This window comes from Mycolicibacterium canariasense (assembly GCF_002101555.1).
Classification (GTDB): domain Bacteria; phylum Actinomycetota; class Actinomycetes; order Mycobacteriales; family Mycobacteriaceae; genus Mycobacterium; species Mycobacterium canariasense.
Window position 1 is genome coordinate 69,057 of the sequence record NZ_LQOL01000058.1, and the last position, 13,936, is coordinate 82,992.

Annotated in this window: 11 protein-coding genes and 1 tRNA gene; 5 read left to right on the forward strand and 7 right to left on the reverse strand. The window is 67.4% G+C overall.

The genetic code is table 11. From position 1 onward, the window contains the following. Positions 1-46: 46 nt before the first annotated feature. Genes AWB94_RS20260 through AWB94_RS20270 form a run of 3 tightly spaced genes read right to left on the reverse strand, consistent with a single transcriptional unit; the run spans position 47 to position 3,161 of the window. Positions 47-343, reverse strand: coding sequence for a Rieske (2Fe-2S) protein (locus tag AWB94_RS20260; RefSeq protein WP_062657177.1), 297 nt, complete (start codon positions 341-343; stop codon positions 47-49). Then, a complete protein-coding gene (gene nirB / locus AWB94_RS20265; RefSeq protein ID WP_062657176.1) occupies positions 340-2,808 on the reverse strand; it encodes a nitrite reductase large subunit NirB in 2,469 nt (822 codons plus the stop codon). The genes AWB94_RS20260 and nirB overlap by 4 nt, the downstream gene beginning before the upstream one ends. Beyond that, positions 2,805-3,161, reverse strand: a complete 357-nt coding sequence (locus tag AWB94_RS20270; RefSeq protein WP_062657175.1) for a hypothetical protein — start codon at positions 3,159-3,161, stop codon at positions 2,805-2,807. Before AWB94_RS20270 ends, nirB begins: the two co-directional genes overlap by 4 nt. A gap of 193 nt (positions 3,162-3,354) precedes the next feature. Here AWB94_RS20270 and AWB94_RS20275 point away from each other — a divergent pair, with 193 nt between their 5' ends. From AWB94_RS20275 to AWB94_RS20285, 3 genes are all read left to right on the forward strand, one after another. Beyond that, the gene (locus tag AWB94_RS20275) at positions 3,355-4,770 is read left to right on the forward strand and encodes a nitrate/nitrite transporter (RefSeq protein ID WP_201029549.1); all 1,416 of its coding nucleotides are present in this window, start codon (positions 3,355-3,357) and stop codon (positions 4,768-4,770) included. Positions 4,771-4,879: 109 nt separating this feature from the next. Further along, positions 4,880-8,911, forward strand: a complete 4,032-nt coding sequence (locus AWB94_RS20280; protein WP_062657261.1) for a bifunctional nitrate reductase/sulfite reductase flavoprotein subunit alpha — start codon at positions 4,880-4,882, stop codon at positions 8,909-8,911. Between the two features lie 103 nt (positions 8,912-9,014). Continuing rightward, positions 9,015-9,215, forward strand: a complete 201-nt coding sequence (locus AWB94_RS20285) for a hypothetical protein (protein WP_062657173.1) — start codon at positions 9,015-9,017, stop codon at positions 9,213-9,215. 229 nt (positions 9,216-9,444) lie between these two features. Here the strand turns inward: AWB94_RS20285 and AWB94_RS20290 are convergent. Continuing rightward, a tRNA-Leu gene (locus AWB94_RS20290) sits at positions 9,445-9,530 on the reverse strand. A 103-nt stretch (positions 9,531-9,633) separates the two neighbouring features. Between AWB94_RS20290 and AWB94_RS20295 the strand changes: the two genes are divergently transcribed. Beyond that, positions 9,634-10,989: a M20/M25/M40 family metallo-hydrolase gene (locus tag AWB94_RS20295; RefSeq protein WP_084395190.1), complete on the forward strand. Its 1,356-nt coding sequence runs from the start codon at positions 9,634-9,636 to the stop codon at positions 10,987-10,989. Between the two features lie 9 nt (positions 10,990-10,998). Continuing rightward, entirely contained in the window at positions 10,999-11,523 is a 525-nt protein-coding gene (locus tag AWB94_RS20300; RefSeq protein WP_062657172.1) for a YbhB/YbcL family Raf kinase inhibitor-like protein, read from the forward strand. A gap of 2 nt (positions 11,524-11,525) precedes the next feature. Here AWB94_RS20300 and AWB94_RS20305 read toward each other — a convergent pair whose 3' ends face one another. The 3 genes from AWB94_RS20305 to AWB94_RS20315 are packed head-to-tail and all read right to left on the reverse strand — an operon-like array spanning position 11,526 to position 13,806. After that, the gene (locus tag AWB94_RS20305) at positions 11,526-12,590 is read right to left on the reverse strand and encodes a quinone-dependent dihydroorotate dehydrogenase (protein WP_084395189.1); all 1,065 of its coding nucleotides are present in this window, start codon (positions 12,588-12,590) and stop codon (positions 11,526-11,528) included. Continuing rightward, on the reverse strand, positions 12,587-12,826 hold the full coding sequence (locus tag AWB94_RS20310; protein ID WP_024453565.1) for a DUF5703 family protein: 240 nt from the start codon (positions 12,824-12,826) through the stop codon (positions 12,587-12,589). Before AWB94_RS20310 ends, AWB94_RS20305 begins: the two co-directional genes overlap by 4 nt. After that, positions 12,823-13,806 (reverse strand): NHL repeat-containing protein, encoded by a 984-nt coding sequence (locus tag AWB94_RS20315; protein WP_109762302.1) that lies wholly within the window; start codon positions 13,804-13,806, stop codon positions 12,823-12,825. Before AWB94_RS20315 ends, AWB94_RS20310 begins: the two co-directional genes overlap by 4 nt. Between the last annotated feature and the right edge of the window lie 130 nt (positions 13,807-13,936).

Below are 13,936 nucleotides of genomic sequence, written 5' to 3' on the forward strand. Positions count from 1 at the left end.
GCCGAAAGATATCCACAGCCAATAACTTTCGGACTTGCGCAGAAGCTCAAAGAGTGATCCGGATCTGCCCGTTCACCTCGGCGACGTCGTAGCTGCGCACCGGAGCGCCACCGCCGGCTTCGGATCCGGTGCACAGGTCGAAGGTCGCGCCGTGCAGCGGGCAGACCACCACCTGGTCGTCGGCCAGTCCGTCGGCCAGTGGTCCGCCCTTGTGGGGGCACACCGCGTCCAGTGCCCGCAACGACCCGTCGCGCAGCCGGAACACCGCGATCTGGGCATCGTCGACGGCGAACGTGCGGCCTTCGCCGACGGGTATCTGGGAGGCCGGCCCCAAATAACTCATCGCACCGGAACCTGGGGGAGCGGTAACAACGGCAGCGCCGACCGGAACTGCCCCTCGCTCACCGGATCCCGGCCATCCAGCCACGGATCACGGTATGCGTCAACCGATTTCTGCATCCGCGCATCCAGTCCCTCGGCCCAGCCGTGCGCGTCGTCGACCACCACGGCGCGGATATGGTCGATGCCTACCCGCGGCACCCACGCGTACGTGCGCTCGAGCCAGTTGGCATTCTCCCGGTAGTACTGCAGGAAACGCCCCGTCAGCGTGATCACGGTGGCCGGATCATCCACCACCGCAAGCAGATCCCCTTTGCGGATATGCGCGCCCGCCGCCCCGCCGACGTAGATCTCCCACCGGCCGCCGTCGACCGCCACCACACCGAGGTCCTTGCACAGCGCCTCGGCGCAGTTCCGCGGGCACCCCGTCACCGCCAGCTTCATCTTCGCCGGGCTGGCCAGCCCCTGATAACGCTCCTCCAGCGCGATGCCCAGCGCAGTCGAGTCGCCGAGGCCGTAGCGGCAGAAGTCGCTTCCCACACAGGTTTTCACGGTGCGGAAACTCTTGCCGTAGGCATAGCCCGACGGCATGCCCAGATCGGCCCACACCGCGGGCAGATCCTCCTTGCGGACGCCCAACAGATCGATGCGTTGCCCTCCGGTGCACTTGATCATCGGGATCGCATACTTGTCGGCCACATCGGCGATCTTGCGCAATTGTTCGGAGCTGGTCACCCCGCCCTTCATCTGCGGCACCACCGAAAAGGTGCCATCCCGTTGGATATTGGCGTGCACCCGGTCATTGATGAACCTGGCGTCCCGCTCGTCGACGAACTCCTCGGCCCACATCATTTCCAGCAGCGACGCCAGCGCCATCTTCGACCCGGCGTCGACACGGCCGTCGGGCGCCAGCGCGGCGAATACCGACGACACCGAATGCAGCCGCAACTCCCGGATCAACGCCATCAGCGACGGCTTGTCGTACGGCACCCCCGGCACGTACCAGGACGCCGACGGATCCTCGGTGACCGCGCCGCCGGCCGCCCACTCGACCACCTGCCCGACGAGCTCCTTGCACGAGCCGCAGCCCTTGCCGGCCTTGGTCTTGGCCATCACGCCCGACACCGTGGTCTCACCGGACTGCACGCACGCCACCAGGGCGCCCTTGGACACCCCGTTGCAATTGCACACCTGCGCATCGTCGGACAATTCCGCAACACCCACGGCCACCTCGGGTGTACCGATGTCGAACATCAATGAGACACGCTCATCGGGCAGCGGCAACCCACTGTCGAAGGCCTGCGTCAGGAAGGACACCTTGGACATGTCGCCGACCAGGGTGGCGCCCACCAGCTTGCCGTCGCGGATGACGATCGTCTTGTAGACGCCGTGCCGCGGCTCGGAATACTGCACGAACTCGTCGTCGGGCAGTTCCGGCGCCTTGATGCCCATCGACGCCACGTCGACGCCGGCCACCTTGAGTTTGGTCGCGGTTCGCGACCCGCGGTAGGCCGCGGTGGTGTCGGTACCGGTGAGGTGGTCGGCCAGTACGGCGGCCTGCTCCCACAGCGGTGCCACCAAGCCGTACACCTGACCGCGGTGCTGGGCACACTCGCCGACGACGTAGACGCGATCGTCGTCGACGGAGCGCATATGGTCGTCGACGACGATGGCCCGCTCCACCGTGAGCCCGGCCCGTTGTGCCAGGCCGACATTGGGCCGGATCCCGGCGGCGATGACCAGCATGTCGCAGTCCACGGTGCTGCCGTCGGAGAATACGATCCCGGTCAGCTTGCCGTCGTCGCCGACCAGCACCTCGGTGGTGCGCTTGTCGGTGTGCACGGTGATGCCGATGCCCTCGACGGACCGGCGCAGGATGGCACCGGCCGCATCGTCGAGTTGCGCGTTCATCAAGGTGGGCCCGGCATGCACCACCTCGACCGCCAGCCCGCGATTCTGCAGTCCCCGTGCGGCTTCCAGGCCGAGCAGCCCGCCGCCGATCACCACGGCCTTGGTCCGGTTGGCCGCCTCGGAGATCATCCCCATGCAATCGTCGAGGGTGCGGAACCCGAACACACCGTCGGTCAGCGTCTTGTCATCGGCCCACAGGCCCGTCATCGGGGGGAAGAACGAACGGCTGCCGGTGGCCAGGATCAACGCGTCGTACCGCATGGTGGTTCCGTCGTCGGCGTGCACCAGCCGGGCGTAGGTGTCCAACCGCACGATCCGCACCCCGGCCCGCAGATCGATCGCGTTGTCGGTGTACCAATCCAGCGCGTTGAGATAGATCTCGTCCGAATCGTCGCTGCCGGCAAGCACATTGGACAGCAGGATCCGGTTGTAGTTGCCGTATGGTTCGTCACCGAAAACGGTGATGTCGAACGATTCGCCACCGCCGCGGGTCAGGATCTCCTCGATTGCCCGGACCCCGGCCATCCCGTTGCCGACGACCACCAGTCGCCGCTTCACGGGATCTCCACCAGCCCGAGATCGACGACGACCGTCCCGGACACCCCGGCCGGCGCCGCGACGTACAGTTCCAGCACGGTGTCACCCAGCAGATCCTCGACCACCCGAAGCGCCACATGGGTGGCCCCCTTGGCGGCGACGGGAAAGTAGCGCATCGGGGCGCCGTCGCGGAACAACACCACCGTGATCAGCTCGTCGGTCGAGTTACCGCCCCGGAAATACACCGGCTGGGTGACCGCACCCGCCGGCACCACGTACCTCAGCGGCGGGTCGAGCGGTTGCGGTTTGTCCAGACCGACACCCTCGAATGCGAAGGCGCCCTGCAGGAAACGTGGTGCACTGCCATCGCTCATGCCTCAGCCAACGTAGGGCCCGTTTGTTTCGTGGTCGTTTCCCCGGTGCAACACCGGTGAATACCGTTGCGCACCGCGGGTGCCCCTCGAGGTGTGAGTAGGTGTTGACAGACCCGACACGGTGGTGCAATCGGTGCGGAATGGCGCGGGCCTACTTTTCTGGGCAACCGATCCACACTTGGGAGGAACCTCCGTGACCATTCTTACCCGCGACCGTGACATCGAGCACTGGGACGCCGAGGATGTCGAAGCCTGGGAGGCCGGTGGCAAAACGACCGCTCGACGCAACCTCATCTGGTCCGTCGTCGCCGAACACGTCGGCTTCTCGGTGTGGTCCATCTGGTCGGTGATGGTGCTGTTCATGCCGCAGAACGTGTACCACATCGACGCCGCGGGCAAGTTCTATCTGGTGGCAGTCCCGACGCTGGTCGGTGCCTTCATGCGAATCCCGTACACCGTCGCCCCGGCGCGCTTCGGCGGGCGCAACTGGACGGTGGTCAGCGCACTGCTGCTCCTCATCCCGACGCTGCTCACCTGGTGGGCGATGAAGAACCCCGGCACCACCTACACCCAGTTCCTGGTGATCGCGGCGTTCGCCGGGTTGGGCGGCGGCAACTTCGCCTCGTCGATGACCAATATCAACGCCTTCTACCCGCAACGGCTCAAGGGCTGGGCGCTGGGCTTGAACGCCGGCGGCGGCAATATCGGTGTCCCGGTGATCCAGCTGATCGGCCTGCTGGTGATCGCCACCGTCAGCAATACCGCACCCGAAATCGTCTGTGCCATCTACCTTGTGCTGATCGCTGTGGCCGCCGTCGGCGCCGCCCTGTTCATGGACAACCTGCGCAACCAGAAGTCCAACATGGGCGCCATGATCGAGGCGATGCGGTTCAAGCACTCCTGGGTGATGAGCTTCCTGTACATCGGCACCTTCGGCTCGTTCATCGGGTTCAGCTTCGCCTTCGGTCAGGTGCTGCAGATCAACTTCCTCGCCGGCGGATCCACTGCCGCGCAGGCCTCGTTGCACGCCGCGCAGATCTCCTTCCTCGGACCGCTGCTCGGCTCCATCTCCCGGCCGTTCGGCGGCAAGCTCGCCGACCGCATCGGTGGCGGCAAGATCACGCTGTACACGTTCATCGCGATGATGTTCGCCGCCGGCATCCTGGTCACCGCAGGCATGCTGGACGACGCCCACAAGGGTGCGCCCACCGGCGGACAGATGGGCGCCTACGTCATCGGCTTCATCCTGCTGTTCATCCTGTCCGGTCTGGGCAACGGCTCGACCTACAAGATGATCCCGTCCATCTTCGAGGCCAAGGCGGCCGACCACGACGAGTGGAGCCGTGAGGAAAAGGCGTCCTGGTCACGCCGGATGTCCGGGGCCCTGATCGGATTCGCCGGTGCCATCGGCGCCCTGGGCGGCGTGTTCATCAACATCGTGCTGCGGGCCTCGTACGTGAGCGACGCGAAGTCGGCGACCAACGCCTTCTGGGTGTTCCTCGGGTTCTACGTCGTCTGCGCGGTCGTCACATGGTTCGTCTTCCTGCGCATCGCGCCGGTCAAGGGAAAGGTTGCCGACGGCCTTCCGGAGTCCGTCGCAACGGCCTGAACTGGAAGAACTCGACCTCACAGTGTGCCAACCGGGCTGTGAGGTCGAGTTTTCCTCACGCTAACGTCGACTCAAAAGAACCGGAACAGTGGCAGCACACGATGGCACCATGTCGGTGCAAACGCGGACCGCGTGCTCGTACTGCGGGGTCGGCTGCGGCATCGAGGTCACCACCAAGGCCGACCCGGTCAGCGGGTTACCGGTGATCGCACGGGTCAGCGGCGACAAGCTGCACCCGACCAACTACGGCCGGTTGTGCACCAAGGGCGCCACCCACGCCGAACTGATGGCCGCTACCGACGGTCGGCTCACCACCGCGCTGGTCCGCTCGGAGCGGGGCGCCGAACCGGTTTCCACCCCGGTCGACGACGCCATCGCCGAAGCCGGCCGCCGGCTGCGCGCCATCGTCGACGAACACGGTCCCGACGCCGTCGCGCTGTACGTGTCCGGCCAGATGTCGATCGAGGCCCAGTACCTGGCGACCAAACTCGCCAAGGGGTATCTGCGCACCGTGCACATCGAGTCGAACTCGCGGTTGTGCATGGCCAGCGCGGGCACCGGCTACAAACAGTCGCTGGGCGCGGACGGCCCGCCCGGTTCGTACACCGATTTCGACCACGCCGACCTGTTTTTCGTCATCGGCGCCAATATGGCCGACTGTCACCCGATCCTGTTCCTGCGGATGGCCGACCGCATGAAGGCCGGGGCCAAACTCATCGTGGTCGACCCCCGGCGCACCGCCACCGCGGACAAGGCCGACCTGTACCTGCCGATCAAGCCGGGCACCGATCTGGCCCTGCTCAACGGCTTGCTGCACGTGTTGGTCGAAAATGGGAATATCGACCGGACATTCATCGCCGAACACACACAGGGCTGGGAGGCGATGCCGGCCTTCCTCGCCGACTACACCCCCGAGCGGGTCAGTGCCATCACCGGCATCGCCGAGGAGGATATTCGCGCCGCGGCAACGATGATCGCCGCGGCGGGCGACTGGATGACCTGCTGGACCATGGGCCTGAACCAGAGCACCCACGGCACCTGGAACACCAACGCGATTTGCAACCTGCACCTGGCAACCGGCGCCATCTGTCGGCCCGGCAGCGGGCCGATGTCGCTGACCGGTCAGCCCAATGCCATGGGCGGCCGCGAAATGGGTTATATGGGAACGGGTTTGCCCGGCCAGCGGTCGGTGCTGTCGGCCGAGGACCGTGCGTTCTGCGAGGACCAGTGGGGACTGGAACCCGGCACCATCCGCACCGACGTCGGGCCAGGGACGGTCGCGATGTTCGAGCAGGCGGCCGCCGGAGATATCAAGGCGTGCTGGATCATCTGTACGAATCCCGTCGCCTCGGTGCCCAACCGCAAGACGGTGATCACCGGACTGGAGACGTGCGAACTCGTCATCACCCAGGATGCCTACCAGGACACCGCAACCAACCGGTATGCCGATATCGTGCTGCCGGCCACGCTGTGGGCCGAATCCGACGCGGTGATGATCAACTCCGAACGCAACCTGACGCTGCTGCAACAGTCGGTGCCGCCGCTGGGTGACGCGCGCCCGGACTGGGAATTGATCTGCGGGGTGGCCGAACACCTGGGCTTCGGCGACCATTTCGACTACAAGTCCAGCTCGGAGATCTTCGACGAGATCCGCCGGTTCGCGAACCCGCGCACCGGGTATGACCTGCGCGGCGCAAGCTACGACCGGCTGCGCGAGGCCCCGCTGCAGTGGCCCTGCCCACCGCAGGACGCCGCGGACCGTCACCCCATCCGGTATCTGAACGACGGGGTGTCCCAGACCTTGTTCGTCGACGAGAACGGTCACCGGCCGCGGTTGGCCTTCGCGACTCCGTCCCGCAAGGCGGTTTTCCTCGCCCGGCCGCACATTGACGCCCAGGAGCTGCCCGACGAGGACTACCCGATGGTGCTCAACACCGGACGGCTGCAGCATCAGTGGCACACCATGACCAAGACCGGTCGGGTGGCCAAGCTCAACAAACTCAACGGTGCGCCGTTCGTCGAGATCCATCCCGAGGACGCCGCCGCGGCGGGTATCACCGAGCACTGCCAGGTGGAGCTGACCTCGCGGCGAGGCCGGGCGGTGCTGCCACCGATCATCACCGACCGGGTGCAGCCGGGCAACGTGTGGGTGCCGTTCCACTGGAACGACGAACACGGTGAGTACCTGACCGTCAACGCGCTCACCAACGACGCCGTCGACGCCGACTCGCTGCAGCCCGAACTGAAGGTCTGCGCGGTCGCGCTGCGGCCCATCGCGCCGGCGCTACCCACCGCGGCCGCTCACCCGCTCGCCGAGGCGCTCGGATTGCAGGGTTTCACCATGGACCTCACCGACGACGAAAAGGTTTATATCGCAGGGTTTCTGGCCGCGCTCGACGGTGGCGCCGACGGCGTTCCGGTGCTGCCGGGCAGCGCACCGGTCCGCCCGCAGGCCCGGTTGTGGATCGACGGGCTGCTGGCCGGCAGGTACTCCCGGGCCGGGGGAGCGGCGCCGGAGCCGGCTGCGCCCGGCCCGTTGGTGCTGTGGGCGTCGCAGACCGGCACCGCCGAGGAGTTCGCGGCCACGGTGGCCGGCCGGCTGACCGGTGCGCGCCTGGCGACCATGGACGACGTGACCCTGACCGAGCTGGCGGCTGCCACCGAAATCGTCGTCGTGACAAGCACCTTCGGTGACGGCGGACCGCCGGACAACGGTGCCGACTTCTGGCAGCGGCTGGCCTCCGCCGAGGCTCCCTCGCTGCCCGGTCTGCGGTACGCGGTGCTGGGGATCGGCGACAGGTCCTACGACAACTTCTGCGGGCACGCCAAGGCGCTGGACGCCAGGCTGGCCGCCCTCGGAGCGACCCGGCTGCTGGGCCGGGTCGACTGCGAGGCGTACGACGGCGAACCGATGACCGCGTGGGCCGACCAGATCGCCGGCATCGTCGGCGCCGCGGTCGAAACTGGCAGCGGGGCCGAAACCGGCAGCGCGCCTGCCCTGGTCGTGCGGTCAGCCACGGCACAGCCGCTGACCCGTAACGCACCGCTGCTGGCGCCACTGTGCCGCAATATCCGCCTCACGCCCGAGTCGGCACAAAAAGAGGTGCGCCAGTTCGGCTTTGACATCTCCGAGCACGTCGCCGAACACGGGGCGAGCTATGCGGCCGGTGACTCGCTCGGCGTGTTCGTCACCAATTCCGACGATGCGGTGGCCGGCTGGCTGGCCTGCACCGGGCTGACCGGCAACGAGATCATCGAGGTCGACGGTGCGGACGCCGACCTGCGCAGTGCCCTGACGTCGTGTTACGACATCTGCCGGATCACGCCCAACCTGCTGCGCTTCATCGCGGACCACCGGCCCAAGGCCGCCAAGCGGCTGCGCGGGCCGAGGGCCGAGCTGGACTCTTGGCTGGACGGGCGCAACGCGCTCGACATCGTCGAGGAGTTCGGGGTGCGGGCCGCCCCGGAGGAGTGGCAGGACGCGTTGGTGCGGCTGACCCCGCGGCAGTACTCCATCAGCTCGAGCCCACTGGTGAGCCCCACCGAAGTCCAACTGACGGTGTCGGTGGTGCGCTACCGCAGCGCCCGCGGCGCGTTGCGGCACGGAGTGGCCTCGACCTTCCTGGCCGACCGCGCGCACGCCGCGCCGGTGTTCATCCAGCGCTCGCCGAACTTCCGGCCGCCCGCCGAATCGCAGACGCCGATGATCATGGTGGGGCCGGGCACCGGGATCGCGCCGTTCCGCGCCTTCCTGCAGGAACGGCGTGCGCTCGGTCACACCGGCCGCAACTGGCTGTTCTTCGGCGATCAGCACCGCTCCGAAAACTTCTACTACCGCGAAGATTTGGAGCACATGCTCGCCGACGGGCTGCTCAATCACCTGGACCTGGCGTTCTCCCGGGACCAGGCCGAGCGGACCTACGTTCAGCACAAGATGCTCGACGCCGGCGCCGAACTCTGGCGGTGGCTGGAGGATGGCGCACATTTCTACGTGTGTGGTGACGCTGCCCACATGGCCAAGGATGTGGACAGCGCGCTGACCGCCATCATCCGCCGGCACGGCGGCCTGTCTGACGAGCAAGCACACGATTACAAACGCGAACTGGTAGCCGAAAAACGTTACGTACGTGACGTCTACTGAGCCGGCACCTGCAGAATAAATCGCTCGCCCCGATTGTTACTACGACGTAACAATGAACTATGCCCGCACCGCGAGGGCGGAACGGGGAAGGGGAGAGATACCGATGAGTTGGCATCGAGGCGACGTCGTCACCGCCTGCCGGCAGATCGAGGAGATGGATGTTCCGGCAGTGCCCGAGGGCACCGAGGGCACCGTCGAGAGCACGACGGTATTCGGCCGGCCGAAGCGAGTGTGCTTCACCGTGCGCACGATCTGGGGCAAGAAGCGGGCCTGCGTGAACGTGCACCGCGGAGACGTGGGCTAACACCAAAAACGAGAGAGGTACCTGATCGGCAACGGCGCCGGTCGGGTACCTCTTCATATATCGGTTGTGCTCACCGCTTCGCGGCTCAGCACACTCCATCGGCTCGGAAATGAACGTGGGGCGTTCTTTTCTCTCGTCTCAGTCGTGTGTGGTCGCCGCTTCGCGGCTCAGCACACTCCATCGGCTCGGAAATGAACGCGGGGCGTTCTTTTCTCTCGTCTCAGTCGTGTGTCCGAGGGGGGACTTGAACCCCCACGCCCGTTAATAGGGCACTAGCACCTCAAGCTAGCGCGTCTGCCATTCCGCCACTCGGACCAGCCCACATCCATCGGGTGGGGCGCTTAAGGCTAACGGATGGTGGCTGCCCCGACAAAACCATGCCCGGCGTTCCCTCCACGGCAGGTGGTAGGAAAGGGACGTGACATTGCCCCACGGCGAGCGAAGCGACGGGATTCGACCAGAAGACGAAGTGGTCGACCTCGTCAGCAGCCTCATCCGATTCGACACCTCCAATACCGGGGATCCCGAGACCACCAAGGGGGAGGCCGAATGCGCGCATTGGGTGGCCGCCCAACTCGAAGAGGTGGGGTATGAAACCGAGTACGTCGAAGCGGGTGCACCCGGCCGCGGGAACGTCTTCGCCCGCCTCAAAGGCGCCGACCCCACTCGGGGCGCCCTGCTGATCCACGGCCACCTCGACGTGGTGCCCGCCGAACCGGCCGACTGGAGTGTGCATCCGTTCTCCGGGGCCGTCGAGAACGGCTATGTGTGGGGCCGCGGCGCGGTCGATATGAAAGACATGGTCGGGATGACGCTGGCCGTAGCCCGCCATCTGAAACGTGAGGGCATCGTCCCGCCCAGGGATCTGGTGTTCGCCTTCGTCTCCGATGAGGAACACGGCGGCACCTATGGCTGCCAGTGGCTGGTCGACCACCGGCCCGACCTGTTCGAGGGCATCACCGAGGCGATCGGTGAGGTCGGCGGGTTTTCGCTGACCGTGCCGACGCGCGATGGCGGCGAGAAGCGGCTCTACCTCATCGAGACGGCCGAGAAGGGGCTGTCCTGGATGCGGCTGGAGGCCCGCGGGCGGGCCGGCCACGGCTCGATGGTGCACGACGACAACGCCGTCACCACCATCGCCGAGGCCGTCGCCCGGCTGGGTAAGCACCAGTTTCCGATCGTGCTGACGCCGTCGGTCGCCGAATTTCTCACCGCGGTGTCGGAGGAGACGGGCTACGAGTTCGACCTCGGCTCCCCGGACCTCGACGGCACCATCGCCAAGCTGGGCGGCATCGCCCGCATCGTCGGCGCCACGCTGCGCGACACCGCCAACCCCACCATGCTCAAGGCCGGCTACAAGGCCAACGTCATCCCCGCCACGGCCGAGGCGATGGTGGACTGCCGGGTGCTGCCCGGCCGCAAGGAGGCCTTCGAGCGCGAGGTCGACGAGCTGATCGGGCCCAACGTGTCCCGCACCTGGGAGCGTGACCTGCCCTCGGTGCAGACCACCTTCGACGGCGACCTGGTGGACGCGATGAACGCCGCGCTGCTGGCCGCCGACCCCGGTGCGCGCACGGTGCCCTACATGATGTCCGGCGGAACCGATGCGAAGGCCTTCTCGCGCTTGGGAATTCGTTGTTTCGGGTTCGCGCCGCTGCGGCTGCCGCCGGATCTGGATTTCGCGGCGTTGTTCCACGGTGTCGACGAGCGGGTACCCGTGGACGCACTACAGTTCGGGTCGAAAGTCCTGCATCACTTCTTGACGAATTGCTGAAAGGGTGCGATGAGCACGTCACCGTATGACAACCTGCCGCAGCTTCCGACGTTCACGCTGACGTCCGAGTCGGTGACCGACGGTCAGCCGCTGGGCAACGACCAGGTCAGCGGGATCATGGGGGCGGGTGGCTCCGATGTGTCACCGCAGCTGAGCTGGTCCGGTTTCCCGGCGGAGACCCGCAGCTTCGCGGTGACCGTGTACGACCCGGACGCCCCGACGGCGTCGGGTTTCTGGCATTGGGCGGTGGCCGATCTGCCGGTCGAGGTCACCTCGCTGCCCGCCGATGCCGGCAACGGTGACCCGCTGCCCGGCGGCGCGGTAACCCTGGCCAACGACGCAAGCCTCAAGCGTTACATCGGCGCGGCCCCGCCGGCCGGTCACGGCCCGCACCGCTACTACATCGCCGTGCATGCGCTGCCCGTCGAATCACTCGGGCTGCCCGACGGCGCCACCCCGGCCTATCTCGGCTTCAACCTGTTCGGCCAGGCCATCGCCCGTGCCGTCATCTACGGCACGTACGAGCAGAAGTAAGCCTACCGCGCGGCCGACCCGACCGCCTCGGACAGGGACCCGAACCCCCCGGCCCGCAGGCGCTCGGCGATGCCGTCGTGGATGTGTTTGGCCCACAGCCCGCCGCCGTAGATGAACCCGGTGTAGCCCTGCAGCAGCGAAGCGCCGGACACGATGCGCTCCCAGGCGTCGTCGGCGGTCTCGATTCCGCCGACGCTGATCAGCACCAGGCGATCGCCCACCCGGGCGTGCAGCCGGCGCAGCACCTCCAGCGCGCGCGCCTTCACCGGCGCACCGGACACCCCACCGGGCCCCAGATCGGCCACCCCCGGGGTGCGCAGGCCGTCGCGGGAAATCGTGGTGTTGGTGGCCACGATGCCAGCCAAGCCCAATTCGACTGCCAGATCGGCGATTTCGTCGATATCGGCATCGGAGAGGTCCGGCGCGATCTTCACCAGCACGGGTGTGTCGGTGGCGGCCCGGACCGCGGTCAGGATCGGCCGCAGCGACGACACCGCCTGCAGATCGCGCAGCCCGGGGGTGTTCGGCGAGCTGACGTTGACTACCAGGAACGCGGCCAGCGGGCCCACCAGCCGGGCGCTTTCGGCGTAGTCGTCGACGGCCCGGTCGGCCGGGGTCACCTTGGTCTTGCCGATATTCACCGCGATCGGCACGTCGGGGGTGTGCCGGGCCAATCGCAGGGCCAGCTCGGCGGCTCCGCGGTTGTTGAAGCCCATCCGGTTGAGCAGTGCCCGGTCCTCGGGCAGCCGGAACAGCCGGGGCGCCGGATTGCCCGGCTGCGGTTGTGCCGTCACCGTGCCGACCTCGGCGTAGCCGAAGCCCAACGCGCCCCAGACCGCCATCCCGCGGCCGTCCTTGTCGAATCCGGCGGCCAGGCCCAGCGGCCCGGGGAAGTGCACACCCAGCACCGTACTGGCCAGGATCGGATCGGTCGGGGCTAGCAGGCGGCGCAGCGCCGTGCGGCTGACGCCGACCGCGGTCGCCGCCCGCAGGGCCGCGAACACGTACGTGTGGATGCGTTCCGGATCGACGAGGAAGAACATCCGGCGCAACAGGTGGTAGATCACAGCGCCGGCTGATCCCCGAGTGCGGTTTTCTTGCGGCGCAGCAGCACCCGGCGGCTGCCGTCGGTGTACAGCCGGACCCGGGTCAACTCCCAGCCGCGGTATTCGGCCTCGATCGACAACCGGATGGACGCCGAGAGCCGGGTCACATCCGGTGGTAGTCGCAGCGGCACCCACTCGTACTCGTCGGACAGCTCACCGGCCCAGCCGGCGGGCATCCGGCCTCGTTGCACGCTCATCGGGCAGCCTTCTCGATCACCTGCACCCCACCTCCGGATCCGGACACCACGTACAGGGTGCCCGACGCGTCGTCGTAGGCCAGGGTGTCGGGTTGCTGCACGGTCCTATAACGCACCTTCTCTACGGGTATTCCGGTGCTCAGATCGTAACCAACGACCGTGTTGGTGGCGGTTTGTGACACCCAGGCCAGGGCACCCGAGCCGGCCAGCCCGTACGGCGCGTCGTGCACCGGGTAGGCCTGCCGCAGGATCAGCGGCTCGGTGCCGTAGACCAGCAGCGCGCCACCGCGGGTGTCGGCGACCAGCACCCGTCCGGCACGGTCGGCGGCGATGGTGGTCGCCCCCTCACCGGCGCGCAGGGCCTGCTCGGCCTTGGTGCCGTCGTCGTCCACCTCCGTCACCGAGGTTTGCCCCCGGTCCAGCACCACCACCGAGTTGCCTTGCGCGGCAAGTCCGTCGACATGGGCAAAGATTTTCAGCTGCGCACTGACGGCGTTGGCGGACTCGCCCGCCGCCAGCGTCAGCACGGCGCCGTCGGCGCTGCCGAGGACCAGGCGGCCGTCCGCCCGCACGGCGATCGCGGTGAAATCGGTGTCGGCCTGGCCGGTGACGTCCACCCGGGTGGCCGCGCCGGTGCCCAGATCGACGCGCAGGTACCCACCGCGGGTGGCCAGATAGGCCCGTCCGGCGCCGTCACCGGTCAGCGCGCGGGCCGGCGACGGCAGCGTCACGGTCCGGGGTTGCGCGCCGAACACGGTGAGCCGGTCGGCCGGTCCCAGTACGGTCAGCGCCGCGGTCGCAGGGTCGAACACCACCGCCAGGCCGGGCGCCGGCAGCGGGCGTACAACCCCGGGGACCGCGCCGGCGACCGGCGGTGACACCGCGGCGGAGGCCGGTGTGATGGTGGGCGGTGGCGAATCCGCGGGGTTCTTTGAGCATCCCGCAGAGAACGTCACAACCAGGGCGAATGCGCCACTCAACAGCGACAGCGCAGCGGATTTCGTGTGCAAAGCCCCGTTCGACTCCTCTTTGCGTGGTGCATATTGTTTCGATTTCAATTTTCGGGCAAACGCTCGGTAAGGCCGGACGAGTTCGTCGGTATGGCGGTAG

Excerpts from the sequence above, each read along its gene's own strand:
- AWB94_RS20300 (WP_062657172.1), top strand. The coding sequence starts at position 10,999 with ATGAGCACGTCACCGTATGACAACCTGCCGCAGCTTCCGACGTTCACG.
- AWB94_RS20280 (WP_062657261.1), top strand. The coding sequence starts at position 4,880 with ATGTCGGTGCAAACGCGGACCGCGTGCTCGTACTGCGGGGTCGGCTGC.
- AWB94_RS20285 (WP_062657173.1), top strand. The coding sequence starts at position 9,015 with ATGAGTTGGCATCGAGGCGACGTCGTCACCGCCTGCCGGCAGATCGAG.
- AWB94_RS20310 (WP_024453565.1), bottom strand. The coding sequence starts at position 12,826 with ATGAGCGTGCAACGAGGCCGGATGCCCGCCGGCTGGGCCGGTGAGCTG.
- AWB94_RS20270 (WP_062657175.1), bottom strand. The coding sequence starts at position 3,161 with ATGAGCGATGGCAGTGCACCACGTTTCCTGCAGGGCGCCTTCGCATTC.
- AWB94_RS20260 (WP_062657177.1), bottom strand. The coding sequence starts at position 343 with ATGAGTTATTTGGGGCCGGCCTCCCAGATACCCGTCGGCGAAGGCCGC.